The organism is Microlunatus spumicola (assembly GCF_039536445.1).
Taxonomy (GTDB): Bacteria; Actinomycetota; Actinomycetes; order Propionibacteriales; family Propionibacteriaceae; genus Microlunatus; species Microlunatus spumicola.
This window is the reverse complement of sequence record NZ_BAAAYR010000007.1, coordinates 107619-132434: the sequence shown is the minus strand read 5'-3', so window position 1 is coordinate 132434 and position 24816 is coordinate 107619. Positions and strand designations below refer to the sequence as shown.

The window sequence follows — 24816 nt, the reverse complement described above, 5'->3', positions numbered from 1 at the left end:
CCCGTACGCCCGGCCACGGGACCACCGTAGGGCCCGCCTACGACAGCAGGACGAGCGACAGGACGAGCAGCACGACCCAGACCACGGCGAACAGGACCGGGACGGTGCGGAAGAACAGCAGCCCGCGCCGCTGCTCGCGGACGCCGGACGGTCGTACGGCTACCCCGCCACGCGCGTCGCCGGAACCGGGCAGGCGGGCGTAGAGCTGCTCCTGCAGCGCCGTGCCGGCCAGGATGATCCGGACGGTCGTCCCCACCCCGGGCAGGGCGGCCAGGGCGAGCACCAGCCCGAGCACGGCGAGCAGGGGCGCGGCGACGACCGCGAAGGTCCTCCCCCAGGGCGCCCCGTTGCTCATCGCCGCGGTGTAGGCGATGGTCAGGAACGCCTCGGCGGCCAGCAGCGCGTTCACGCGCTCGTGCAGCAGCCCGAGCTCGGAGCGCGTCTCCACGCGGACGAGGGCGAGGCGCTCGGCGTCGGCGGCCGGGTCGGGCGCGGGTCCGGCAGGGGCGGCGCTCACCAGGGCATCGCGGCGAAGGCGTGCCGCAGCGCGTCGACGTAGGTGTCCGGCACCTCCAGCATCGGGAAGTGCCCGCCCCGCTCGGCGCGCGTGAACGAGCGCAGGTCGGTGAACCGCCGCTCGACCCAGGCCCGCGGCACCTTCTCGATGTCGGCCGGGAAGACCGTCGCCGCCGACGGGACGCCGACCTCGCCGGCGTTGTCGGGCGGGAAGTTCTCGGCGTAGAAGCGGGCCGAGGAGCCGCCCGTCCCCGACAGCCAGTAGAGGGTGACGGTGTCGAGCACCTGGTCGACGGTGAGCGCGGCGGCGAGGTCCCCGTCGTGGTCGGTCCACGCCCAGAGCTTGTCCAGCACCCAGGTCAGCTGGGCGACCGGGGAATCCGTGAGGAGGTAGGCCACGGTCTGCGGCCGCGTCGACTGCTCGAGGGAGTAGCCACCACCCGTCCGGCGGAACGTGTCCGTGGCCTCCACCCAGCGCTGCTCGGTCTCGGTCAGGCCGCCCCGGTCCTCCGGCTCGACCACGTACGGCGTGAAGCTGTGCAGGCCCGCCACGCGGTCGGGGTGCCGGTGCCCGAGCGCCGCGGTCACACGACCGCCCCAGTCCCCGCCCGCGGCGTAGAAGCGGTCGTGCCCGAGCCGCGCCATCAGCTCGACCCAGGCGTCGGCGGTGCGGTCGACGTCCCAGCCCGTCGCCGCGGGCCGGCCGCCGAAGCCGAACCCCGGCAGCGAGGGCGCGACGACGTGGAAGGCGGGGAGGTCGTCGTCGCCGGGGTCGGCGAGGGCGTCCATGACCGCCAGCGGCTCGAGCACCGAGCTCGGCCAGCCGTGCGTGATCACCAGCGGCCGGGCGTCCGCCCGCGGGGAACGGACGTGCAGCAGGTGCAGGTCCAGCCCGTCGACCTGGGTCAGCGCCTGGCCGTGGGCGTTCAGCGCGGCCTCGACCCGGCGCCAGTCGTACGCGGTCGCCCAGTGGTCCACGAGGTCGCGGACGTACGCCAGGGGTGGCCCCTGGGACCAGTCGGGCGTCCCGTCGGCCCGGGCGACCGTCTCCGCCTCGGGCCACCGCGTCCGCCGCAGCCGCTCCCGCAGGTCGTCCAGCGCCGCCTCGGGCACGTGCAGCGCGAACGGGCGGACATCGGTCGTCATGGGTCTTCTCCCCCGGGTCGTACGATCCTGCTCCGACGGGGAGTCTCGCTGATTCGACCCGCTTCCACACCGTCGGGTACTCTCGTGAAGTTGCCCGGGGCAGACCGCGTCCGCGTGAGTCACCAGGGCCAGACCAGATCCAGATCTTTCGTGGGAGTGAATCCAAGTGGCTGCGGTGTGCGACGTGTGCGGCAAGAGGCCTGGCTTCGGCCACAACAAGCCTTGGTCGAAGAAGAAGACCAACCGGCGGTGGGACCCGAACATCCAGTCCGTCAGCGCGGCCCTCACCGGCCGGGCGAAGCGGGTCAACGCCTGCACCTCGTGCATCAAGGCCGGCAAGGTCGCCGTCACCAGCTGACCTCGCGCCCCTGAGCGTCCGACCAGGACCCGCCCCTCCTCACGGAGGGGCGGGTCCTGGCGTCTCCCCGAGAGCGTACGGACGTGCAAACGCCCCCTGAGCCTGTCGAAGGGCCCCGGAGGGGTTGGGCCGTAGAACGCCCCTTGAGCCCGTCGAAGAGCCCCGGAGGGGTTGGCGCCGTAGAACGCCCCCTGAGCCTGTGGAAGGGCCCCGGAGGGGTTGGCGCCGCAGAACGCCCCTGAGCCTGTCGAAGGGCCCCGGAGGGGATTGGCGCCGCAGAACGCCCCCTGAGCCTGTCGAAGGGCCCCGGAGGGGTCGGCACTCCCGGACATGGCATCCGGTAGAGCCGACCTCTTCGAGGCCCTTCGACAGGCTCAGGGGGCGTGCTCGGCCTTCGACAAGCTCAGGGGGCGTACGTGGCCCTCGTCAGGCTCAGGGGTCGTGCTGCCCGCTCAGGTCAGGACGACGACCGGGACGATCATCGGGCGGCGGCGGTGGGTGTCGTTGACCCAGCGGCCGAGGCGACGGCGGATGACCTGCTGCAGCTGGTAGGCGTCGTCGGTGCCGTCGGCCAGGGCGGCCTCGAGGGCCTCGGTGATCTTCGGGCGTACGGGGTCGAAGATCTTGTCGCCCTCCACGAAGCCGCGGGCGTGGATGTCCGGGCCGCTGATCACCTTGCGGCTGCGGGTGTCGACCACCGCGACGACGGAGATGAAGCCCTCCTCGCCCAGGATCTTGCGGTCGGTCAGCGCGGCCTCGGAGATGTCGCCGACCGTCGTGCCGTCCACGAAGATGTAGCCGGCGTCGACCTTGCCGACCACGGTCGCCTTGCCGCGCTCCAGGTCGATGACCGTGCCGTCCTCGGCCAGGATCGTGCGCTTGCGCGGGACCCCGGTCTGGATGGCGAGCTCGGCGTTGGCGACCAGGTGGCGCGCCTCGCCGTGCACGGGCATGACGTTGCGGGGCTTGATGATGTTGTAGCAGTAGAGGAGCTCGCCGGCGCTCGCGTGGCCGGACACGTGGACCATCGCGTTGCCCTTGTGCACGACCTTCGCGCCCAGGCGGGTCAGCCCGTTGATCACGCGGTAGACCGAGTTCTCGTTGCCGGGGATGAGCGAGCTGGCCAGGACGACCGTGTCGCCCGGCTTCAGGTCGATCACCGGGTGCTCGCTCGCCGCCATCCGCGAGAGGGCGGACATCGGCTCGCCCTGCGAGCCGGTGCAGACGATGACGACGTCCTCGGGCTTGAAGTTCTCGATGTCACGCATCTCGATCAGCGTGTTCGCCGGGACCTTGAGGTAGCCCAGGTCGCGCGCGACGCCCATGTTGCGGACCATCGAGCGGCCGACGTAGACGACCTTGCGGCCGTGCGCGACGGCCGAGTCGAGGACCTGCTGCACGCGGTGCACGTGCGAGGCGAAGCAGGCGACGATGACGCGCTGCTTGCTGCGGTCGAAGACCCGGTCCAGCGCCGGGGCGATGTCGCGCTCGGGGGTGGTGAAGCCCGGGACCTCGGCGTTGGTCGAGTCGACCAGGAACAGGTCGACCCCGGCCTCGCCCAACCGCGCGAACGCCCGCAGGTCGGTGAGCCGGCCGTCGAGCGGGAGCTGGTCCATCTTGAAGTCGCCCGTGTGCAGGATGCGCCCGGCCTCGGTGCTGATCGCGACGGCGAGCGCGTCGGGGATCGAGTGGTTGACCGCGACGAACTCGAGGTCGAACGCGCCGACCTGGGTCTGCTCGCCGTCGGTCACGACCAGCTCGACCGTGTTGCGCAGGCGGTGCTCCTTGAACTTCTCGCGCAGCAGCGCCAGCGTGAGCCTGGAGCCGATGAGCGGGATGTCCGGACGCTGCTTGAGCAGGTAGGGCACGGCGCCGATGTGGTCCTCGTGGCCGTGGGTCAGCACGAGGCCGACGACGTCGTCGAGCCGGTCGGCGATCGCGCCGAAGCCCGGCAGGATCAGGTCGACCCCCGGGTGGTTGTCCTCGGGGAACAGCACGCCGCAGTCCACGATCAGGAGCTGGCCGTGGTGCTCGACGACCGTCATGTTCCGGCCGATGTCGCCGAGACCACCCAGGGGCGTCACGCGCATCGCGGAGCGCGACAGGGGCGGAGGGGTCTGCAGACGGGAACCAGCCACGTCGGTCGACCCTACCGGTCCCACCCGCGCCCCCATTTCTCCGGAACCTCGGTGCCCTCTCGTCCGTTACGGAACAATAAGAGGGTCCGCAGGCTGACTGCTCGGGGGTTCAGGCAGCCTGCGGATCTCTCTCCTCCCCCTCCGGCGCCGCCCGGGCACCACCTCGCCGGCGTCGTCGTACGGTCCTCGGGTGGCGATCACCTGGACCTCGGACACGACCGGTGCGGACTGGCTCGGGGCCACCGGCGCACCGTGGTGGCAGGTCGTCAGGTTCGGGCCGCCGGTCTTCGAGGCGTACGCGCGGCTGCGGTACGTCCCCGACCCGGCCTTCCCCGGGCAGCGCGAGGCCGAGGTCGACCGGCCGGAGGACCTTCCCCCCGACCTCCAGCAGGCACGGACGGCGCTGGCTGTGCTGAGCGCGTTCACGAGCACCCCGGACGACTGCTGGTTCGCGATCTGGGAGGGCTGCTCCAGCAGCCTGGAACTTCCGCCCGGCCTCCCGCTCCACGCCCTGCCGCACCGGTCCTACGGCCTCCTGCGCGGTGCCCTGAACGACCTCGCCGACTGGGAGGAGACCGTGCGCATCCAGCTCGACGCCCCTCCGGCGTTCGTCTGGCCGGCCGACCGGAGCTGGTGCTTCGCCAGCGACGTCGACCCGCACTACGCCGGCGTGGGCGCGTCGGAGGCCGCCGTCCGGGCCCTGCTCGCCGCGCCCGGGCTCGACGCGGTGCGCGCCGAGCCGAGCGGGCACCAGCCCACGTACTCCTGAGACTCCCCGGTCACGACCTCGTGGCGAAGTCCTTCGGCTTGAACCGGCCCTTCCGCAGCCGGCTCTCGATCCCCTCCAGGCTGTGGCCGGTGAGCTCGGGCATCCGCAGGAAGACGAAGATCCAGGCGGCCACGTTGAAGGCCGCGTAGACCCACATCGTCGGCCCGACGCCGATGCCCTCGATCATGGTCAGTACGGTCAGGGTGATCAGCATGTTGGTGGCCCACAGGGTCATCGACTGCGCGCTCGTGCCGGCGCTGCGGACGCCGAGGGGGTAGATCTCGGAACCGGTCAGCCAGCCCATCAGCTGCAGGCCACCCGCGTTGAAGAACATGAAGACGACCAGGCACGCGACGATCAGGCCGATGTCGCCGCGGCCGCTGTGGCCGGTGACGAACAGCGTGCCGAGCACGGCCAGGGCCAGCGCGGCGCCCGGCACCATGATCAGCGTGAGCCGGCGGCGCCCGACCTTGTCGACGATCGCGAGGCCGACGATCATCATCACGAGGTAGGTCACACCCAGGGCGAGGCTGACCCGCAGGGCGGCGCTCTCTGAGAACCCGTTGTCGGTCAGGATCGTCGGCGCGTAGTAGATGATCATCTCGATGCCGCTGAGCTGGGTGAAGACGGCGATCCCGCAGCCGACGACCAGGGCCGGGCGGACCCAGGGCTTCCGCAGACCGCGCCAGCCGCGGTTCTCCCGGCCGGCCGAGCGCTCCTCCTCCTCGAGGCCCACGATCTCGTCGAGCTCGGCGTCGAGGTCGCTGCCGTCCTCGCGCACGCCGCGCAGGGCCTCGCGGGCGTCGTCGCGGCGGTCGGCCTTGACCAGCCAGCGCGGGCTCTCGGGCAGCCGCAGCATCAGGACGAGCATGATCGCCGCGGGCACGGCGGCCGCCCCGACGGAGACGCGCCACGGGGACGCCTCGCTGGCGCCGACCAGGGTCGCGAGCACGATGCCGACGCCGATGCCGAGCTGGAAGGTGAGGACCAGCCGTCCGCGCTTGCGGGCCGGGGCGAGCTCGGCCACGTACATCGGGACGACCTGCGTCGCACCGCCGACCGCGAAGCCGAGCACGATCCGGGCCAGCGAGAGCGTGGTCGCGTTCGGCGCCACCGAGCAGAGCAGCGTGCCGAGGACGAACACCCCGGAGACGATGAGGATCGTCTTGCGGCGACCCTGACGCTCGGACAGCTGGCTGCAGGTGAACGCGCCCAGTACCGCGCCGAAGAGGATGCTCGCGGCGATCACCTGCTCCATGCCGTTGCCGGTCTGGAAGTCGCGCCGGATCTGCAGCAGGGCGCCGGAGATGATGCCGGTGTCGTAGCCGTAGAGCAGGGCGGAGATCGCCGAGACCACGGCGGCCATCAGCATCCGGCCCGTCAGGGCCTGGGAGACCCCCTCGGCGCCACCGGAGCCCTGCGGCGGGTCCTCGTCGCGGGTGGTCGTCCGGTCGGCGTGCGCGGCCATGGGGCTCCTCGCGTCGGTGCGCACCCGGCGGTGGGCGAGCGTAGCCAACCTATGAGGCGAGGACCGCGGTCCCCGGGGCAGGTCGCCCGCAGACGTGACGAGGTCGGCGCCATGCCTGCTCGGGGGTTCAGGTAGGGCGCCGACCTCACCAGGGACATCGCTGCGGGCCGACGTTCGTTACGTCCGGCGGACGTGACCTGGCCCACACGTCGCGGTCGATAGCATCGCCCGGTGACTGAACCCCCAGCGGTGGCCGACTCCGTACGGCTGGCCTGGCCCACCGAGGCGCCTGCGGTCGCCGCGCTGCAGCGGCGCGGGTGGCAGGGCCTGCCCGACCCGCTGGGGTCCGCGCTGCTCGCCGAGGTCGACGAGGCGGCGATGGTGACGGCCTGGGAGCAGGTGATCGCGCGCCCGGCCGACGCCCGTCAGCGGGTCCTGGTCGCCGTCGGCGAGGGCGGTCGGCTGCTCGGCTTCGCGACGACGGGTCCGTGCGACGACCCGGACGCCGAGGCGGGGGCGGACGGCGAGGTCGACCAGTTCTGCGTCGACCCGCCGGCGCAGGGCCGCGGGCACGGCTCGCGGCTGCTCAACGCGTGCGCGGACACCCTGCGCGCGGACGGCTTCACGCACGCCCGCTGGTGGGTCCTCGCCGCGGACACGGTGCTCCGGCGGTTCCTGGTCGCGGCCGGCTGGGAGCCCGACGGCGCGACGCGGACCATCGGTTCCGAGGACGGCACCGTCACCCTCGACCAGGTGCGCCTGCACACGAGCCTGGCGCAGGACGACGACCGCTGAGCGGTCCCGGCGGGGTCAGCGCGTGATCGGGATGTCCGCCCCGCCGAGGCCGACGTGCAGCCCGTCGTCACGGGCGTCGACAGAGGTGACGCGCAGCTCGAAGGGGATGCCCTCGAGCGGGATCGGGCGGACGACGGCCTTGATCAGCTGCTGGGCGACGACGTCGGGCAGCGTGTAGCCCGCGACCTCGACCGTGGCGTCGGCCAGCGAGATCGTCTGGTCGGGCTCGTCCAGCGCGAGCCGCCCGGAGACGCTCGCGTCGACGGTGAGCCCGTAGAGCGACTGGTTGCCCTTGATCGTGTAGCGGCCGTTGCCGGAGTAGGTCAGTGGCGTCCCGGCCGCCCGGCTCAGCGCCTCGTGGTCGACCAGCGCCTTGCCCTCGGCCTTGGCGACGTTCATCGTCTTCCACCAGTCGGTGGTCGTGACGTCGTCGAGCGTCAGGTCGACGTGCCGGATGGGCAGCGCGGCGTCGTTCGTCTCCCCCACGTCGTCGGCGACGACGTGCACCTCCCCCATCCGCCGCGCGGCGACCTGGGTCAGGAACGGGCGGCCCTCCACGTCGACGGCCGGCGGCTGCGGCGTGCCCAGCTCGGACTGCAGCGAGGCGGCGACCTCCCGCTCCACGCGACCGTGGGCGTACGCGTCGGCGCCGTAGAAGAGCCCGGCGAGGACGGCGGCGACCACGACGAAGACGATCGCGAAGCGGACCCCCGCGGCGCCGCGCTGGCCGCGGTGAACCGGGCCCGTCACGCGAGGCCGAGCACGGAGTCGATGCCGACGGTCAGGCCCGGCCGGCCGGGCAGCGCGCGGACCGCGGCGAGGACGCCGGGCATGAACGAGACGCGGTCGAGGGAGTCGTGCCGGATGGTGAGCGTCTCCCCCTCGGCGCCGAACAGGACCTCCTGGTGCGCCACCAGGCCGCGCAGGCGGACACTGTGCACCGCGATGCCGTCCGCGCGCGCCCCCCGGGCGCCCTCCAGGCCCGACGACGTCGCGTCCGGGGGTGCGTCCAGCCCGGCGGCCGCACGGGCGGCGGCGACGCGGGCGGCCGTGCTGGCGGCCGTGCCCGACGGGGCGTCGGCCTTGCCCGGGTGGTGCAGCTCGATGATCTCGACGCTCTCGTAGAAGGCCGCGGCCCGCTCGGCGAAGTGCATCATCAGCACCGCGCCGACGGAGAAGTTCGCGGCGACCAGGACGCCCACCTCCGGGTGGTGGCCCAGCAGCTCCTCGACCCGCCGCACGCGCTCGGGCGTGAAGCCGGTCGTGCCGACGACCACGCCCACCCCGTGCTGCAGGCACCAGGTGAGGTTCTCCATGACCGCGTCGGGGTGCGTGAAGTCGACGGCGACGTCCGCGGCCTCCGCCGGCGTCCGGTCGTCGCCGGCGTCCAGCGCGGCGACGAGCTCCAGGTCGGCGGCCCCCTCGACGGCGCGGCAGACCTCGGCCCCCATCCGTCCGCGGGCGCCGAGCACGGCGACCTTGATCGTCACGGGACTCCTCGGGTTCGGCGTCGGGCGGACGCCCAACCTAGTCGCAACCCGGACCGGGCCTCGCGGTGACGGAGCCGCGGCTACGCGGCGAAGGTCGCCAGGTCGCGCGTCATCAGCGCGTGCTGGTCGGCGTAGCCGCCCCCGTAGAAGCGCAGGGTGCGGTCGAGCGCCTCCTGCAGCCACCGCCTGCCCCGGGCGTCGATCTGCCCGGTCAGCCGGAGCAGCGCGAAGCCGGCCCCGATGACGAAGCCGTCCAGGTCGGGCGACCCTTCGCCGATCTCGTCGACGAACTCCGTCGCGTCGTCGGCCGCGGTGAGCTCCAGCACGTCCGCGACGGTGGACGTGGGACCGAGACGGGCCCGCTGCTCCTCCGCCTCGACCAGCAGGTCGGAGCCCTCGTCCGACCCGAAGGGCGCGAAGTCGTCCGCCGGGTCGTCGTAGAAGGGGTCCGTGAAGTGCGCCGCGTAGGCGGGGTGCACGAAGCCCTCGACGCCCTGGTTCGTCATCGCCCCATCATGGTGCCGACCCGCGCCGGACGAGACGTTCCACGAGGGACCGCGCGCCGTCGGGCGCCGACGCACCGCGGCGGGCCGGTCAGCCCCAGGTCTTGGTGACGGCGGCGGGGACGCGGGGTCCGACCAGGCCGAGCGTCGGTCGCTGGCCGAAGACGCGCTCGGCCTCGGCCCGCAGCTCGTCGGGCGTGACGGCGTCGTAGTGGGCGAGCACGTCGTCCAGCGAACGTCCGTCGTGCAGCAGGGCGGTCGTGCCGAGGCGGCCCATCCGGCTGGAGGGACCCTCGTACGAGAGCACGGTCTGGCCCCGCATCTGCGTCTTGGCGTCGGCGAGCTCGGTGGCGGTGACGCCGTGCTCGGCCACCGTCTCCAGCTGGCCGCGCACGACGTCGAGGATGGTGCCGAGCCGTTCCGGCGCGCACGCGAACTCGACGCTCCACATCCCCGCGTCGGAGTAGGTGGTCTCCCCCGCGTCGATGCCGTAGGTCAGGCCCCGCCGTTCACGGACCTCGACGAAGAGGCGCGAGGCCATGCCGCCGCCGAGGACGACGGCGAGCAGCCCGGAGGCGTAGCGCCGGTCGTCGAAGAGTCCGCCGGACCGGTACGCGAGAACGGCCTGCACCTGCTCGATGCGGCGGCGGGACACGACCAGGCCCGCCTGCCCGGTCTCGGGGGTGGGCGCTGACGGACGCGGCTCGGGCCCGGTCTGCGGCATCGCGTCGAGCGCGGCGACCTGCTCGACGAGCCGGTCGTGGTCGACGTCGCCCGCCGCGGCGACGACGAGCGAGCCCGGGCGGTAGTGCTGGCGCCAGTGCCGCACGACGGTGTCGCGCGACATGGCCTCGATCGAGGCGGGCGAGCCGATGACCATCTTGCCCAGCCCCGACCCCGCGAACACGGCGTCGGCGACCTGCTCGGCCACGACCTCTCCCGGGTCGTCGGCGTGCATGGCGATCTCGTCGAGGATGACGGCGCGCTCGGCGTCGACGTCAGCCGTCCGCACCCGCGACTCCGTGACCATGTCGGTCAGCACGTCGGTGGCGAGGTCGGCGTCAGCCGCGAGCACCCGTGCGTAGAAGCACGTGTACTCCTTCGTCGTGTACGCGTTGAGCTCGCCGCCGCGCGACTCCACGGCGGCCGAGATCTGCTCCGCCGTACGCCGGCGCGTGCCCTTGAACAGGACGTGCTCGAGGAAGTGCGAGGCCCCGTGCCGGGTCGCGCTCTCCTGCCGCGAGCCCACGCCGGCGTAGACGCCGACGCAGAAGGTGCGGCTGGAGGCCATGCGTTCGCTGACCACGGTCAGCCCGTGCGGCAGCACGGTGCGCCGAACGGCGCCGTCCTGGTCAGGACGGCGCCGCGCGGTGGTGTTCGAGCGGTTGGTGCTCAGACGGCGACCGGCTCCTCGACCACGGGGATCAGCGAGAGCTTGCCCCGGTCGTCGATGTCGCTGATCTCGACCTGCAGCTTCTGGCCGACGCTCAGCACGTCCTCCACGCTCTCGACGCGCGCGCCACCGGCGAGCGGACGCAGCTTGGAGATGTGCAGCAGGCCGTCCTTGCCCGGCAGCAGCGAGACGAAGGCGCCGAAGGCGGTGATCTTGACGACCGTGCCCAGGTAGCGCTCCCCCCGCTCCGGCATCGTCGGGTTGGCGATGGCGTTGATCAGCGAACGCGCGGCTTCGGCCTTCTCGCCGGAGTCGGCGCCGACGTAGATCGTGCCGTCGTCCTCGATGCTGATCTGCGCACCGGTGTCGTCCTGGATCTGGTTGATCACCTTGCCCTTCGGGCCGATGACCTCGCCGATCTTGTCCACGGGGATGTTGATCGTGATGATCCGCGGCGCGAAGAGGCTCATCTCGTCCGGGGTGTCGATCGCCTCGGCCATGACCTCGAGGAGCGTGGTGCGCGCCTCCTTGGCCTGGCTGAGCGCGCCGGCGAGCACGTCGGACGGGACACCGTCGAGCTTGGTGTCGAGCTGCAGGGCGGTGATGAACTCGCTCGTCCCGGCGACCTTGAAGTCCATGTCGCCGAACGCGTCCTCGGCGCCAAGGATGTCGGTCAGCGCGACGTAGCGGGTCTCCCCGTCGACGGTGTCGCTGACCAGGCCCATGGCGATGCCGGCGACCGGGGCGCGCAGCGGCACACCGGCGTTCAGCAGGGCCAGCGTCGAGGCGCAGACCGACCCCATCGAGGTCGAGCCGTTGGAGCTGAGCGCCTCCGAGACCTGACGGATGGCGTACGGGAACTCCTCGCGCGTCGGCAGCACCGGCAGCAGGGCGCGCTCGGCGAGCGCACCGTGGCCGATCTCGCGGCGCTTGGGCGAGCCCACGCGGCCGGTCTCGCCCGTGCTGTACGGCGGGAAGTTGTAGTTGTGCATGTAGCGCTTGGTCTTCTCCGGCGCCAGCGTGTCGAGCTTCTGCTCCAGGCCCAGCATGTTCAGCGTGGTGACGCCCAGGATCTGGGTCTCGCCACGCTGGAACAGCGCGGAGCCGTGCACACGCGGGACCACGGCGACCTCGGCGGACAGGGTGCGGATGTCCCGCACGCCACGGCCGTCGATGCGGAAGCCCTCGGCCAGGATCTTCTGGCGGACGAGCTTCTTGGTCAGCGCGCGGAAGGCCCCGCTGATCTCCTTCTCGCGACCCTCGAAGCCGGCGGAGGTGAGCCGGCCCTTGAGCTCGTCCTTGAAGGACTCGGTCGCGGCCTCGCGGTCGGCCTTGTCCGCGATGGACATGACCTCGGAGAGGCGCTCGGTCCCGTGCTCGGCCACGGCGGCGTACACGTCGTCGTTGTAGTCGAGGAAGATCGGGAAGTCCGCGGTGTCCTTGGGGAACTGCGCGGCGAGCTCGGCCTGCGCGTCGCACAGGATCTTGATGAAGGGCTTCGAGGCCTCGAGCCCGGCCGCGACGACCTGCTCGGTCGGGGCGGTCTTGCCGGCGCGGACGAAGTCCCACGTCTGCTGCGTGGACTCGGCCTCGACCATCGCGATGGCGACGTCACCGGTGGCGGTGACCCGCCCGGCGACGACCATGTCGAAGCTCGACTCGGCGAGCTGGCTGACGTCGGGGAACGCGACCCAGTCGTCACCGATGAGGGCGACGCGGACGCCACCGACCGGGCCGGTGAACGGCAGGCCGGCGAGCTGGGTGGACAGCGACGCGGCGTTGATCGCGACGACGTCGTACGACTTGTCCGGGTTGAGCGCCATGACCGTCACGACGACCTGGACCTCGTTGCGCAGACCCTTGACGAAGCAGGGGCGCAGGGGGCGGTCGATGAGGCGGCAGGTGAGGATCGCGCCCTCGCTGGGGCGGCCCTCGCGGCGGAAGAACGAGCCGGGGATCTTGCCCGCGGCGTACATGCGCTCCTCGACGTCCACCGTCAGGGGGAAGAAGTCGATGGCGTCGCGGGGCTTGCTCTGGGCCGTGGTGGCCGACAGCAGCATCGTGTCGTCGTCGAGGTAGACGGTCGCCGAACCGGCGGCCTGCTGGGCCAGCAGGCCCGTCTCGAAGCGCACGACGTGGCGCCCGTGGGCGCCGTTGTCGATGACGGCTTCGGTGAACCGAACGTTGGGTCCCTCCATGGGGGTCCTTTCTCGCTGGCACGCCCGCGTCGCGGGTCGTGCCGAATGGGGACCACATCCACGCACCGGTGGGGCTGGTGCGGCGCGGCTCGCGACTCCCCCGTCGCTGCGGGAGGGTCGGCGGGCACCGGCGCCGCACCCACGGCTCGCATCGGGAGCCGGTCTTCGATCGAGGTCCGCGGGTCGGGCCGTCCGTCCTGGACGGCGTCCTCCCGAGGGCCACTACCGGAGACCGGGCTTCTCGTGCCCGACACGCTGGTCGGGGTGCTCGACGGGTCGAGCGGTGCGGGATGCGGTCTGAAGTGGGTCTTGGCTGGTGGGCCGTTATGAAGTTGTCGGCCCGGCCGCGGTGCGGCCGGCCCGGTGATGCGGCAAGCGGTCCTGGCGGGCTCTCACCCGCAGGACCGCTTGGTCGTCAACGACGCAGACCGAGGCGCTCGATGAGCGAGCGGTACCGGTTGATGTCGGTCTTGGCGGCGTAGTTCAGGAGCCGGCGCCGCTGGCCGACCAGGAGCATCAGGCCACGACGCGTGTGGTGGTCGTGCTTGTGCTCCTTGAGGTGCTCCGTCAGCATCGCGATGCGACGGCTGAGCAGGGCGACCTGGACCTCGGGAGACCCCGTGTCACCGGGGTGCGTGGCGTACTTCTCCATGATGGACTTCTTCTCGGCAGCGTCGAGCGCCATGGGTTCCCCTCCGGGGGTCTCGTTGCGCGGCGCTCCCCGGAACCGTCGGGGACGGGTCTGCACTCGGTGTGCGAGGGAGCTCTTGGGCATCCGCGGCCGATCGAACGGCGTGACCGAGCATACCGGGGCCGCCGTCACATCCGAAATCCCCCCTGACCAGGGCTGATCGGCTCCGGCCCCACCCGGACCACGGCGTGTCGTCCGGCGTGTCGCGGCCGGGACGCCGGGACGCGACGGCCGGCGCGCCTACGTGGTGTGCAGCAGCTGGCGGGCGTGCTCGACGTCGGCGTGCATCTGCACGACCAGGGCCTCCATGCCGGCGTACTTCACCTGGCCACGGAGCCGGGCGTAGAAGTCGACGGCGATCGGGACGCCGTAGAGCTCGAGGTCGTCGCGGTCGAGCACGTACGACTCGACGCGGCGCTCGAGCCCGTCGAACGTCGGGTTCGTGCCGACCGAGATGGCGGCGGGCCAGCGCTCGGCGTCGGGGACGTCGAGCCGGGTCACCCAGCCCGCGTAGACGCCGTCGGCGGGGACGGCGAGCCCGGGCGGGACGGAGACGTTCGCCGTCGGGAAGCCCATCTCGCGGCCGCGCTGGTCGCCCTTGACCACGACGCCGCTGAAGCGGAAGCCGTGGTCGCTGAGCTCGCGGACGCGCCCGAGGTCGCCCTCGGCCACGGCCTGCCGGATCAGCGTGGACGAGCTCGGCTGGGTGCCGTCGGTCAGCAGCGGCACGCCGGTCACCGCGAACCCCGGGCCGGACCCGTCCGCCGCGTCGCGGCGACCGAGCGCGGTGAGCGTCGCCAGGTTGCCGGCCGCGCGGAACCCGAAGTGGAAGTTCTCCCCCACGACCACGCGGCGGGGGTTCAGGGGGCGGACCACCTCGTCGACGAAGCGCTCCGGGCTCCAGCCGGCGACCTCCGGGGTGAAGTCGACGACCACCACGTCGGCGGCCCCGTGCTCGCGCAGCAGCTCCACGCGGCGCTCGAGGGGGGCGAGCAGCAGCGGGGTCTGGTCGGGGCGCACCACCGACATGGGGTGCGGCCAGAAGGTGACGACCACGAGCGGCGCGCCCGGCTCGGCCTCGCGGGCGGTGCGCAGCAGCTCAACGTGGCCGCGGTGGACCCCGTCGAAGTTCCCGATCACGACCACGGGCCGCTCGGGAGCGCTCCCCGGTGCCTCGTCAACCACGCCCGGAGCGTACCTGCGCATGAGCACCAGGATGGGCGCATGACCGACAAGAAGGACCGGACGGACGCCGCCGACCTCGGCCTCGACCTCACCCGCGGGGCTCCGGCGGGCGACGACGCCACCCTGTTCCGTTGGCTCGTGGCCTGCCTGCTCTTCGGTGCGCGCATCAGCCAGGAGCGCGCCGCCGCGGCGTTCCACCAGCTCGACGACGACGGCGTGCTGACGCCCGACGAACTCGCCTCCGCGTCCGAGCGGCACCTGGTGGAGCTGCTCGACGCGGCCCGCTACACCCGCTACGACGACTCCAAGGCCGCCGAGCTCACCCAGCTGGGGCGCGACGTGCTGGAGCACCACGACGGGCGGCTGTCGTCGCTGCCGGAGGGGGCGAAGACCACCAAGGAGGTGTCGCAGCGCCTCCAGCGCTTCAAGGGGATCGGCCCGGTGGCCGCCGACATCTTCCTGCGGGACGCGCCGGCCGCCTGGCACCCCTGAGCACCGGGCAGGACCTGGGCCGCGGGCGCGTGGAGGACGAGGTCAGCCGACGAAGACGGCCTCGGGCCGGGCGCCGTCGGGCGCAGGCCGGTAGAGGGCCAGGAACGTCCCGTCGTCGTCGAAGAGCGCCGTCAGCCCGTCGAGCGTGAGGTCGGGGAGGCGGCGGCCCACCCGGACGTCCGCGACCTCGGCCGGCGGGAGCCGGAGCACCGGGAAGGTCCGGCCCGCCACCTCGGCGATCGGCTCCACCCGGGGCGCGGCGACCCCGGGGCCGGGCTCGGGCAGCACGACGGCCTCGTCCAGCCTGAACGGGCCGACGCGGGTCCGACGCAGCGCGGTCAGGTGCCCGGCGCTACCAAGGGCGACCCCGAGGTCGCGGGCGAGCGCCCGGACGTAGGTCCCGGACGTGCAGTCCACGACGACGTCGAGGTCGACGACGGGCACCCCGTCCACCTCCGACGTGCGCCGTGCGACCACGTCCAGCCGGTGCACGGTCACCGGCCGGGCCGCCAGGGCGACGTCCTCGCCGGCGCGCACGCGGGCGTACGAGCGGACGCCGTCCACCTTGATCGCGGAGACCGCGGTGGGGACCTGCAGGATCGGTCCGCGCAGCGTTCCGAGCGCACTCTCCAGCGCGGCCTCGTCGAGCGACGCCAGCCCGGGGGTCGTCAGGACGTCCCCCTCGGCGTCGTCGGTCACCGTCCCGACCCCGAGCCGGATCGTCGCCTCGTACGACTTGTCGGTGAGCGTCAGGTGACCGAGCAGCCGGGTGGCCCGCTCGACGCCCACGACGAGCACGCCGGTGGCCATCGGGTCCAGCGTGCCGGCGTGGCCGACCTTGCGGGTCCCGAGCAGCCGCCGGACGCGGGCGACGACCCCGTGCGAGGTCAGCCCGGCCGCCTTGTCGACGACGACGACGCCCGACGGGACGGGCGTCCGCGTCTCAGCGGGCAGGGCGCTCGGCCCCGTCCGCGTCGTCGGGCTCGGCAGCGGACGTGGCGTCCGCGTCCGGGTCGACGTCCTCGTCCGGCTCGTCGTGCTTGTACGGGTCGGCATCGCCGGCGTACGTGGCGCCGACCGCCGCCTGGGCGACGCGCGCGTCCACCTCACGGGCGGCGGCGAGGGCCTCGTCGAGCTGGCGCGCGCTCTCCGGCACGACGTCGGGGATGAAGACGAGCGTCGGGGTGAAGCGGAGCCCGAGCTGCTTGCCCACCTGCGAGCGGATGAGCCCGGTAGCGGACTGCAGGGCCGCGGCGGTGGCCGCGTAGTCGGCGTCTCCCCCGAGCACGGTGTAGAAGACGCTCGCGTCCTGCTTGTCACCGGTCAGGCGCACGTCGGTGACGGTCACGAAGCCGAGCCTCGGGTCCTTGATGCGCCGCTCGATCATGGCCGCGACGATCTCCTTGATCTGGTCGGCCAGCTTGAGCACTCTCGGCGACGGCATGCGTCCTCCTCGGTCGTCGGGTGGGGAACACCCGATTGTGCCTCAGGCCCCGCAAGACCTCAGCGGCAGTCGACGGCGACGCCGAGCGCCGTGCAGATCGAGCGCATGCGGTCGGGCCCGAGCACGCCGAGCCGCTGCACCAGGACGCCCGTCGGGACGGACTCCACCGAGTCGAGGCTGGCGACGCACGGCTGCGGCACCGGGTCCTCGGCGGGCTCGAGCCGCACCTCGCTGGGCAGCCCCCGCACGTTGGTCGTGCAGGGCGCGACCACCGCCCGGCGGCGCCGTCGGACGGCCTCGCCGCGGGAGAGCACGACGACGGGGCGTCGGCCGACCTCGGGCAGCTCGCACCACCACACCTCGCCGTGCTGCGGGTGCTCGCTCATGCCCGGCCGGCCGCCACCCCGAAGGACGCGAGGTCGCCCCAGGCGTCGGGCTCGTCGAACGGGACGCGCTCGTACGCCTCGCGGTAGGCCCGGTCGACCTCCGCACGGCGCAGGTCGGCCAGCAGCGCACCCAGGGCCTCCTCGAGCACCGACGAGTCCGTCGCCCCGGGGCGACGCTCGCGCACCGCGGTGAGCAGGTCCCCGTCCACGGTCGTGCTGATACGTGTGCGGCTCATGCCACGATCGTGCCACGCGCGCGCACGTCGAGAAAGCAGAACGGGGAGGATCGCGCACCGTGGTGGTGCGCGATCCTCCCCGTTACTGGGTCAAGCGACTACGAGCGGGCGATCTCGCGCATCTCGAAGGTCTCGATGACGTCGCCGGTCCGGATGTCGGAGTAGTTCGACAGCGTGATGCCGCACTCGAACCCTTCGCGCACCTCGGTGGCGTCGTCCTTCTCACGCCGCAGCGACCCGATGCTCGTCTCGGCGACGACGACGCCCTCGCGGAGCAGCCGGGCCTTGGAGTTGCGCCGGATGCTGCCGCTCGTGACCATGCAACCCGCGATGATGCCGGCCCGCGAGCTGCGGAAGATCTCGCGGATCTCCGCCTGCCCGAGGGTGGCCTCCTCGTAGATCGGCTTGAGGAGACCCTTCAGGGCCGCCTCGATCTCGTCGATCGCGGCGTAGATCACCGAGTAGTACCGGATGTCGACGCCCTCGCGGTCCGCCATCTCCGTCGCCTTGCCCTGGGGCCGGACGTTGAAGCCGACGATGACCGCGTCCGACGCCGCCGCGAGGCTGACGTTGGTCTCGGTGATCGCACCGACACCGCGGTCGATGACCCGCAGGCTGACCTCGTCGCCCACGTCGATCTTGGACAGCGCGTCCTCGAGCGCCTCGACCGAACCGGCACCGTCGCCCTTGAGGATGAGGCGCAGCTCCTGCTCCTCGCCCTTCTCGAGCTGGTCGAACAGCTGGTCCAGGGTCTTGCGCCGGGTGCCGGCCGCCTGGGCCGCCATCCGGAGCCGCGACGCACGCCGCTCGGCGATCTGACGGGCCATGCGGTCGTCGTCGACGACGATGAAGCTGTCGCCGGCGCCGGGCACGGCCGTGAGGCCGAGGACCTGGACCGGGAACGACGGCGGGGCCTCGTCCACGTTGTGCCCGTGGTCGTCGAGCAGCGCCCGGACCCGGCCGTAGCCGGTGCCGGCGACGATCGAGTCGCCGACGTGCAGGGTGCCGCGCTGGACCAGGACGGTCGCGACGGGGCCGCGGCCCTTGTCGAGGTGGGCCTCGATGGCCACACCCTGACCGTCCATGTCCGGGTTGGCGCGCAGGTCGAGGGCCGCGTCCGCGGTCAGGACGACCGCCTCGAGCAGCTCGTCGAGGCCGACGCCGGTGATCGCGGAGACGTCGACGAACATCGTCTCGCCGCCGTACTCCTCGGGCACCAGGCCGTACTCGGTGAGCTGGCCGCGCACCTTGGTCGGGTCCGCGCCCTCACGGTCGATCTTGTTGACCGCGACCACGATCGGGACGTCCGCAGCGAGGGCGTGGTTGAGCGCCTCGATGGTCTGCGGCATCACGCCGTCGTCCGCCGCCACGACGAGCACGGCGATGTCGGTCGACTTCGCACCACGGGCACGCATGGCGGTGAACGCCTCGTGACCCGGGGTGTCGATGAAGGTGATCTTGCGCTCCTGGCCGTCCACCTCGGTGGCGACCTGGTACGCACCGATGGCCTGCGTGATGCCACCGGCCTCGCCGGCGACCACGTTGGTCTTGCGGATGGCGTCGAGGAGCTTCGTCTTGCCGTGGTCGACGTGACCCATGACGGTGACGACCGGCGGACGCGCCGCGAGGTCCTCCTCGCCGCCCTCGTTCTCGCCGAACTCGATGTCGAAGCTCTCGAGGAGCTCGCGGTCCTCGTCCTCGGGAGAGACGATCTCGATCTTGTAGTTGAGCTCGGTCGCCAGGATCGCCAGCGTGTCCTCGGCCACCGTCTGCGTGGCGGTGACCATCTCGCCCAGGTTGAACAGCACCTGGACCAGGTTCGACACGTCGACGTTGATCTTCTCGGACAGGTCCGTCAGCGAGGCGCCGCGGGCGAGCCGCACCGTGGAGCCGTCGCCCTGACGGACGCGGACGCCACCGATCTCCGGCGCCTGCATCTGGTCGAACTCTTGACGACGCTGACGCTTCGACTTACGACCGCGACGGACGGGACCGCCCGCGCGCCCGAAGGCACCCTGCGTGCCACCGCGACCACCGCGACCACCGCGACCCGCGGGGGGACCGCCGGGACCGCCGCCACCGGGACGACCCGGGGCGCCGCCGCCACCGGGGCGACCGCGACCGGCGGGTGCACCGCGACCACGGGCGCCGGGGCCGGCGGGAGCGCCGAGCTGGCCGGAGGCCTGGCGCGGCATCATCGCCGGGTTCGGGCGGGGCATGCCGGGGACGCCCGGACGGGCACCCGGAGCACCGGGCGCACGGCTGGCCGGCGGCCGGGGACCACCCGGACGGGCAGCGTCGGCCGGGGCCGCGGGAGCGCCGGGACGGGGCGGACGGGCCGCGCCCATGCCCTGCGAGGGGGCGAACGGGTTGTTGCCGGGACGCGGCGTACCGGTCCGACGGTCACGAGGAGCAGCGCCACCGGGCGTGCCGGTGCCGGCGCCGGGCGTGCCCGGACGGGCCTGCGGGCGGCTCGGCGTGGGGCCCGAGGGCGTCCCGCCCGGTCGCGGTGCGGAGGTCGAGGGACGCTCGTCCTGCCGGGCCACGGGAGCGGGCGTCGGAGCGGCCGGACGCGGTGCGCCGGGACGTGCCGAGGCCGGGGTCGCGCTGCGCGTGATCGGGCCGGGCATGCCGGGCGACGACGGCGTCGGGGCGTTGCGGGTGGAGGGTGCCGTGCTCGGGGCCGGGGGCGTCCGGGTCGACGGGGCCGAGGACTCGGCGGCCGGGCGCGGCGTCGGGGCGCTGGGCGCCGCCGGCGTACGCGTGGACGGGGCCGACGACTCGGCGGGCGTACGGGGGCCGGGGGCACCCGGGCGCGGGCCGGAGGTCTCCGGGCGCGAGGGGACGGCCGGGCGCGGGGCGCTCGGCGTGGCGGTGGTGGGGCTGGGGGCCGCCGTGGTGCTGGGGGCGGCCGGGACGGCGCTGCGGGCGGCGGGTGCTGCCGGGGCGGGACGCTGCGCGGGCGCCTCGGCGGGCGCGAGCTTCTCGCGGAGGCGACGGATCACCGGCGCCTCGAGGGTGGACGAGGGGGACTTGACGAACTCCCCCATGTCCTTGGCCATCGAAAGGACGGCCTTGCTGTCGACTCCGAGCTCCTTGGCGAGCTCGTAGACACGGGTCTTGGGCACGAATCTCCTACGTAGACGGCCCGCCACCCTTGTTGGCGCGGACCAGTTAGCCGAAAATGCTCATCGAGCAATCTTCATCGCGAGTTCATGAGCAAACGCTCACTTCCTGGTGTCTGCGGACCTCGAACGAGGCCCGGGCGCGGACCGGAGACATCCCGATCACAGGGACCAACTCTAGCCGGTGCGGACGGCTCTGCCCAACGGGGCTTCAGCGTGCGTCCGCCGCGGGTCCGTCGAGGTGCGCGACCAGCGCCGCCCCGGCCGCCGCGGCCTCCACCGGTGCCCGCAGCGTCCGCCCGAAGGCCCGCTTCTTCACGGCCAGCGCGACGCAGGCGACGTCGGGGTGGACGTACGCCCCCCGCCCCGGCGCACGGCGGCGGGGGTCGACGCGGACCGTGGTCCCGTCGGCGACCACGCGCAGCAGCCGGGCCACCTCGTCGCGGCGCCGGCAGCCGACGCAGGTCCGGACGGGCCCGACGGACGTGGGCCCCTCAGGCACCCGTGGGCTGCGGCTCGGTGTCCGGCCGGATGTCGATGCGCCAGCCGGTGAGCCGGGCGGCGAGCCGGGCGTTCTGGCCCTCGCGGCCGATGGCCAGGGAGAGCTGGTAGTCGGGAACGACGACCCGCGCGGAGCGGAGCGCCTCGTCGACGACGGTGACCGAAGTGACCTTGGCCGGCGAGAGCGCCTGCCCGACGAACGTCGCCGAGTCCGGCGACCAGTCGATGATGTCGATCTTCTCGTCGTTCAGCTCGTGCATGATCGCCCGGACCCGCGAACCCATCGGCCCGATGCAGGCGCCCTTGGCGCTGACGTCGGGGTTGTGGCTCGTGACCGCGATCTTGCTGCGGTGCCCGGCCTCGCGGGCCGTGGCCTTGATCTCCACGGTGCCGTCGGCGATCTCGGGCACCTCGAGCGCGAAGAGCCGCTCGACCAGGGCCGGGTGCGTCCGGCTGACCACGACCTGCAGCCCGCGCAGCTCGCGGCGGACCGCGACCACGTAGACCCGCAACCGGGTGCCGTGCGTGTAGCGCTCGCCGGGCACCTGCTCGGCCAGCGGCATGATCGCCTCGGTCTTGCCGAGGTCGACCAGCACGGTGCGCGAGTCGCGCCCCTGCTGGACGACGCCGGTGAGGATGTCGCCCTCGCTGGCCGAGAAGTGGCCGTACTTCTGCTCGTCCTCGGCGTCGCGCAGCCGCTGGAAGATCACCTGGCGCGCCGTGGCGGCCGCGACCCGGCCGAAGCCGTCGGGCGTCCCGTCGTACTCGCCGACGGTCGTGCCCTCCTCGTCGCGCTCGGGGACCATGACCGCGACGTGGCCGTTGCGGCGGTTCAGCTCGACCCGCGCGCCGGCGACCGGGTTGTCGGTCTTCTCGTACGCGGAGAGCAGCGCCTCCTCGATCGCGCCGGCCAGGAGCTCGAAGGGGATGTCCTTCTCGCGCTCCATCAGCCGCAGCACGGAGATGTCGATGTCCATCAGTGGTCGTCCTCGTCCTCGTCGTCCGTGTCGAGCTCGACGTCGTCGTCCTCGTCGTCCTCGTCGTCGTCCTGCCTGCGGTTCAGCTCGACCTGCACGAGGGCCTTGGTCAGGTCGGCGTAGCGGACCTCGCGGGGGCTCCCGTCGACGTCCAGCACGACCGCGTCCTCGCCCGCCTCGGTGATCCGCCCCGTGACCTGTAACCCGCCGACCAGGTCCACCCGGACCAGCCGGGTGACGTTGCGACGCCAGTGCTTCGGCTCGGTCAGGGGGCGGCCGACGCCGCGCGAGGAGACCTCGAGCGTGTAGGCGGCCTGGCCCATGGCGTCGGAGCCGTCCAGGGCGTCCGACACCGCGCGGCTCGCCGAGGCGATGTCGTCGAGCAGGGGTCCGCGGCCCTTGGGTCCGTCGCCGTCGACGACGATGCGCACCACGCGGCGCTTGCCGGCCGGCACCACCTCGAGGGCGTCCAGCTCCAGGCCGAAGCCCGCCAGGACCGGGTTGACCACGGCTTCGACCGCTTCGTCCCTCATGCCGTCGCGCCGCCCCTCATCCGGTTGTGTCCCGCAGTTGTCGTGACGCGGCCGTGTGCGCCGCGTCGTGGTCCCGTCGCCCGCACCCCGTCCGGGGCGCACGTCGTCAGGACCTACCGAGCATAGCGAGGCCACGGAGGTGCTCGGGTACCTTCGGCCCGTGGTCGATGCGACGACGCCCCCGGCGACCCGCTGGGGACGACGAGACGTGCTCGGGCTCGGGCTCGCCGTCCCGGTGCTGGCGGCCTGCTCGGTCTCCCCCGCGGTCGCCCCCCGCCCGGGCACCTCGGGCGCCAGCGCGCCCGCCGTCACCCCGGGTGCCGCCTCGCCCGCCCCGGCTCCCTCCGTCCCCGCCGCGGCCACCGCGGAGCAGGCGCTCTCGGTCCTCGCGGCCGCCGTCCTGACGGGCCCGCGGCGCGGCGACCTGAGCGGCGACCAGCGTCGCCTCCTGACCTTCCTGCGCGACGTGCACGCCGACCACGCGGTCGCCCTGGCCGGCGCGGACCCCACCACGCGGCCGACGACCGCGGCCCCGTCGCCCTCCGCCGCCCCTCCGAACCTCGGGAAGGCCAGCCTCGCCGACGTGTTGAAGCGGCTGGCCCGGCAGGAGGCCGCGCAGGCCGCGGCGCACCGCCGGGCGGCGACCGCGGCGACGGGGCTGGCCGCCCTCGTGTCCGGCTCCCTCGCCGTCGCGGCCGACTCCTACGCCGCGGCGCTCGGCGCCTCCGACACCCCTCCGGTGAGCGCGAAGAAGGCCCGCAGGCCGGCCGCCCTGCTCAGCGACGTCGCCGCCGACCAGGAGCTCGTGGCCCAGCTGCACGCGGTCGTCTTCGGCTACCAGCTCGCGATCGGCAAGCTGAAGTTCACGAGCGGCGCCCGGCGACGGGCGGTCTCCGAGCTGGCCGCGACGCGCCGGCTGCTCGACACCCGGATCGCCTTCCTGCTCGGGCGCAAGGCGGAGGTGCCGGCGGCCGAGCCGGCCTACGCCCCCGCCTCCCCCGTCCGGTCCGCGGGTGACGCGTCCCGGCTGGTGCGGGGCATGCAGGCGCGGCTGGAGCCGTACGTCGGGCTGGTCCTGGCCGCCGCGGGTGATGCGGGGGCACGCAGGGAGGCCCTGACCCTGCTGACCAGCACGAGCCGGACCGCCCGCGCCTGGGGTGCGCCGCTGCAGGCCTGGCCCGGCTGGCCCGACTAGGACGTCCGGCCGGCGGCGTCAGGCGAGCAGCCCGCGGACGATGTCGTACGCGAGCTTGAGGGCCAGCGCGGCCACCACGGCCAGGAAGACCCGCCGCACGAAGCTGTTGCCCCGGGCGATGGCGGTGCGGGCGCCGACGTAGCCGCCGACGAGGTTGGCGGCGCCCATGGACAGCCCCAGCCCCCAGAGCACCGTCCCGTGCACGGCGAACACGCCGAGCGCGGCCAGGTTCGTCACGAGGTTGGCGATCTTGGCCTTGGCGCTCGCCTCGAGGAAGCCGTAGCCGAGCACGCCGACCAGCGCGATGACGAAGAAGGAGCCCGTCCCCGGGCCGAGGAAGCCGTCGTACGCGCCGATGACCACGCCGATCAGCGCCGTCCGGCCGTAGTGCGCGCCGCCGGAGTGGCGCACCGCGCTCACCAGCCCCAGCTGCGGGCGGCGCCACGTGTAGAGGCCCACGCCGATCAGCGCGGCGAGCACGATGGGGGTGAAGGCGTCCGCGGGCAGGAGCTTGGCCAGCTGTGCCCCACCCGCCGACCCGAGCGCCGCGCTCACGGCCAGCGGCAGGATGGTGCGCCAGTCGGGCCGGACCCGGCGGGCGTACGTGATCGAGCTCGTGGCCGTGCCCCACACCGAGGACAGCTTGTTGGTGCCGAGCACCGCGGCGGGCTCCGTGCCCGGCGGCAGGCCGATGAGCAGGGCCGGGAGCTGGACCAGCCCGCCGCCGCCGACCACCGCGTCGACCCAGCCGGCCGCGAAGGCCACGGCGACCAGCAGGACCAGGGTCAGCAGCGGGAGGTCGAGCCCGGACGCGAGAAGAGGGTTCATGCGCCGTCGACCCCGCGCTCGGCGATGGCCAGCAGCACCCGGCGGAACGTCGCGTACTCCGCCGCCCCCACCTCGTCCGCCCAGCCCTCCTCGATGGCGGCGAGCCGGACCTCCAGCGCGCCGCGCAGCTCGCCCCCCTCGTCGGTGAGGACGAGGAGCCGCGCGCGACGGTCGGCGGGGTCCGGCACCTGGTCGACCAGGCCCAGCCGCAGGAGCGTCGCCACGAGCTGGCCCGCGCCCTGCTTCGTCATCCGCAGCCGGCGGGCCAGGTCGACCGCGCGCGAGCCCTCCGGCTCGATCGTGTCGAGGATGCGCAGGTGGGACTGGCGTAGCCCCCGCCACCGGGGGCCCTCCGTCGCGCGCCGGACCCGTTCGAACGCCTCACCGAGGAGCAGGGCGACGTGCGGGCCCTGGACCTTGACGGAGTCAGTCAAGTCTCGTTACCTTTC

Annotated in this window: 26 protein-coding genes; 5 read left to right on the top strand and 21 right to left on the bottom strand. The window is 73.4% G+C overall.

Annotated elements, in window-relative coordinates:
• Positions 1–37: 37 nt before the first annotated feature.
• Together ABD665_RS20680 and ABD665_RS20675 are read right to left on the bottom strand one after the other, a co-directional pair.
• Positions 38–517, bottom strand: coding sequence for a hypothetical protein (locus tag ABD665_RS20680; RefSeq protein WP_204913016.1), 480 nt, complete (start codon positions 515–517; stop codon positions 38–40).
• Positions 514–1662: an alpha/beta fold hydrolase gene (locus ABD665_RS20675; RefSeq protein ID WP_204913017.1), complete on the bottom strand. Its 1149-nt coding sequence runs from the start codon at positions 1660–1662 to the stop codon at positions 514–516. Before ABD665_RS20675 ends, ABD665_RS20680 begins: the two co-directional genes overlap by 4 nt.
• A 166-nt stretch (positions 1663–1828) precedes the next feature.
• Between ABD665_RS20675 and rpmB the strand changes: the two genes are divergently transcribed.
• Entirely contained in the window at positions 1829–2020 is a 192-nt protein-coding gene (gene rpmB / locus ABD665_RS20670) for a 50S ribosomal protein L28 (RefSeq protein ID WP_204913018.1), read from the top strand.
• A gap of 452 nt (positions 2021–2472) precedes the next feature.
• Here the strand turns inward: rpmB and ABD665_RS20665 are convergent, their stop codons facing one another.
• The gene (locus tag ABD665_RS20665; protein WP_204913019.1) at positions 2473–4194 is read right to left on the bottom strand and encodes a ribonuclease J; all 1722 of its coding nucleotides are present in this window, start codon (positions 4192–4194) and stop codon (positions 2473–2475) included.
• A gap of 154 nt (positions 4195–4348) precedes the next feature.
• On the opposite strand from ABD665_RS20665, the gene ABD665_RS20660 reads away from it, so the two are divergent.
• Positions 4349–4927 carry a hypothetical protein gene (locus tag ABD665_RS20660; RefSeq protein ID WP_204913020.1) on the top strand — a complete coding sequence of 193 codons (579 nt, stop codon included), beginning with the start codon at positions 4349–4351 and terminating at the stop codon, positions 4925–4927.
• Positions 4928–4937: 10 nt separating this feature from the next.
• Here the strand turns inward: ABD665_RS20660 and ABD665_RS20655 are convergent, their stop codons facing one another.
• On the bottom strand, positions 4938–6395 hold the full coding sequence (locus ABD665_RS20655) for a sugar porter family MFS transporter (protein ID WP_204913021.1): 1458 nt from the start codon (positions 6393–6395) through the stop codon (positions 4938–4940).
• 231 nt (positions 6396–6626) lie between these two features.
• Between ABD665_RS20655 and ABD665_RS20650 the strand changes: the two genes are divergently transcribed.
• Positions 6627–7190 carry a GNAT family N-acetyltransferase gene (locus ABD665_RS20650; RefSeq protein WP_204913022.1) on the top strand — a complete coding sequence of 188 codons (564 nt, stop codon included), beginning with the start codon at positions 6627–6629 and terminating at the stop codon, positions 7188–7190.
• A 15-nt stretch (positions 7191–7205) separates the two neighbouring features.
• Here the strand turns inward: ABD665_RS20650 and ABD665_RS20645 are convergent, their stop codons facing one another.
• The 7 genes from ABD665_RS20645 to ABD665_RS20615 all read right to left on the bottom strand — a co-directional run bounded on the left by ABD665_RS20645 (position 7206) and on the right by ABD665_RS20615 (position 14671).
• Positions 7206–7940 carry an LmeA family phospholipid-binding protein gene (locus tag ABD665_RS20645; RefSeq protein WP_204913023.1) on the bottom strand — a complete coding sequence of 245 codons (735 nt, stop codon included), beginning with the start codon at positions 7938–7940 and terminating at the stop codon, positions 7206–7208.
• Positions 7937–8680, bottom strand: a complete 744-nt coding sequence (gene dapB / locus ABD665_RS20640) for a 4-hydroxy-tetrahydrodipicolinate reductase (RefSeq protein ID WP_204913024.1) — start codon at positions 8678–8680, stop codon at positions 7937–7939. The genes ABD665_RS20645 and dapB overlap by 4 nt, the downstream gene beginning before the upstream one ends.
• Positions 8681–8760: 80 nt before the next feature.
• Positions 8761–9186: a hypothetical protein gene (locus ABD665_RS20635; protein WP_204913025.1), complete on the bottom strand. Its 426-nt coding sequence runs from the start codon at positions 9184–9186 to the stop codon at positions 8761–8763.
• Positions 9187–9274: 88 nt separating this feature from the next.
• Positions 9275–10489, bottom strand: a complete 1215-nt coding sequence (locus tag ABD665_RS20630) for an insulinase family protein (protein WP_204913026.1) — start codon at positions 10487–10489, stop codon at positions 9275–9277.
• A gap of 86 nt (positions 10490–10575) precedes the next feature.
• Positions 10576–12774, bottom strand: coding sequence for a polyribonucleotide nucleotidyltransferase (locus tag ABD665_RS20625; RefSeq protein ID WP_204913027.1), 2199 nt, complete (start codon positions 12772–12774; stop codon positions 10576–10578).
• Positions 12775–13189: 415 nt separating this feature from the next.
• Positions 13190–13459 (bottom strand): 30S ribosomal protein S15, encoded by a 270-nt coding sequence (gene rpsO / locus ABD665_RS20620; RefSeq protein WP_204913028.1) that lies wholly within the window; start codon positions 13457–13459, stop codon positions 13190–13192.
• A gap of 246 nt (positions 13460–13705) precedes the next feature.
• Positions 13706–14671 carry a bifunctional riboflavin kinase/FAD synthetase gene (locus ABD665_RS20615; protein ID WP_204913029.1) on the bottom strand — a complete coding sequence of 322 codons (966 nt, stop codon included), beginning with the start codon at positions 14669–14671 and terminating at the stop codon, positions 13706–13708.
• Between the two features lie 18 nt (positions 14672–14689).
• On the opposite strand from ABD665_RS20615, the gene ABD665_RS20610 reads away from it, so the two are divergent.
• A complete protein-coding gene (locus ABD665_RS20610; RefSeq protein WP_204913030.1) occupies positions 14690–15142 on the top strand; it encodes an HhH-GDP family DNA glycosylase in 453 nt (150 codons plus the stop codon).
• A 42-nt stretch (positions 15143–15184) separates the two neighbouring features.
• Here the strand turns inward: ABD665_RS20610 and truB are convergent, their stop codons facing one another.
• From truB to rimP, 8 genes are all read right to left on the bottom strand, one after another.
• The gene (truB, locus tag ABD665_RS20605; RefSeq protein ID WP_204913031.1) at positions 15185–16198 is read right to left on the bottom strand and encodes a tRNA pseudouridine(55) synthase TruB; all 1014 of its coding nucleotides are present in this window, start codon (positions 16196–16198) and stop codon (positions 15185–15187) included.
• Positions 16086–16586, bottom strand: a complete 501-nt coding sequence (rbfA, locus tag ABD665_RS20600) for a 30S ribosome-binding factor RbfA (RefSeq protein ID WP_204913032.1) — start codon at positions 16584–16586, stop codon at positions 16086–16088. Before rbfA ends, truB begins: the two co-directional genes overlap by 113 nt.
• A 59-nt stretch (positions 16587–16645) precedes the next feature.
• A complete protein-coding gene (locus ABD665_RS20595) occupies positions 16646–16972 on the bottom strand; it encodes a type II toxin-antitoxin system PemK/MazF family toxin (protein WP_204913033.1) in 327 nt (108 codons plus the stop codon).
• Positions 16969–17208 carry a hypothetical protein gene (locus ABD665_RS20590; RefSeq protein ID WP_204913034.1) on the bottom strand — a complete coding sequence of 80 codons (240 nt, stop codon included), beginning with the start codon at positions 17206–17208 and terminating at the stop codon, positions 16969–16971. Before ABD665_RS20590 ends, ABD665_RS20595 begins: the two co-directional genes overlap by 4 nt.
• A gap of 98 nt (positions 17209–17306) precedes the next feature.
• Positions 17307–20336 (bottom strand): translation initiation factor IF-2, encoded by a 3030-nt coding sequence (gene infB, locus ABD665_RS20585; RefSeq protein WP_204913035.1) that lies wholly within the window; start codon positions 20334–20336, stop codon positions 17307–17309.
• A 208-nt stretch (positions 20337–20544) separates the two neighbouring features.
• A complete protein-coding gene (locus tag ABD665_RS20580) occupies positions 20545–20835 on the bottom strand; it encodes a DUF448 domain-containing protein (RefSeq protein WP_204913036.1) in 291 nt (96 codons plus the stop codon).
• Positions 20828–21811: a transcription termination factor NusA gene (gene nusA, locus ABD665_RS20575; protein WP_204913037.1), complete on the bottom strand. Its 984-nt coding sequence runs from the start codon at positions 21809–21811 to the stop codon at positions 20828–20830. Before nusA ends, ABD665_RS20580 begins: the two co-directional genes overlap by 8 nt.
• Entirely contained in the window at positions 21811–22344 is a 534-nt protein-coding gene (rimP, locus tag ABD665_RS20570; RefSeq protein ID WP_204913038.1) for a ribosome maturation factor RimP, read from the bottom strand. Before rimP ends, nusA begins: the two co-directional genes overlap by 1 nt.
• Positions 22345–22504: 160 nt before the next feature.
• Here rimP and ABD665_RS20565 point away from each other — a divergent pair, with 160 nt between their 5' ends.
• Positions 22505–23539 (top strand): DUF4439 domain-containing protein, encoded by a 1035-nt coding sequence (locus tag ABD665_RS20565; RefSeq protein WP_204913039.1) that lies wholly within the window; start codon positions 22505–22507, stop codon positions 23537–23539.
• Between the two features lie 18 nt (positions 23540–23557).
• Here the strand turns inward: ABD665_RS20565 and ABD665_RS20560 are convergent, their stop codons facing one another.
• Positions 23558–24367 carry a TSUP family transporter gene (locus ABD665_RS20560; RefSeq protein ID WP_204913040.1) on the bottom strand — a complete coding sequence of 270 codons (810 nt, stop codon included), beginning with the start codon at positions 24365–24367 and terminating at the stop codon, positions 23558–23560.
• Positions 24364–24801, bottom strand: coding sequence for a MarR family transcriptional regulator (locus ABD665_RS20555; protein ID WP_204913041.1), 438 nt, complete (start codon positions 24799–24801; stop codon positions 24364–24366). Before ABD665_RS20555 ends, ABD665_RS20560 begins: the two co-directional genes overlap by 4 nt.
• Positions 24802–24816 lie beyond the last annotated feature (15 nt).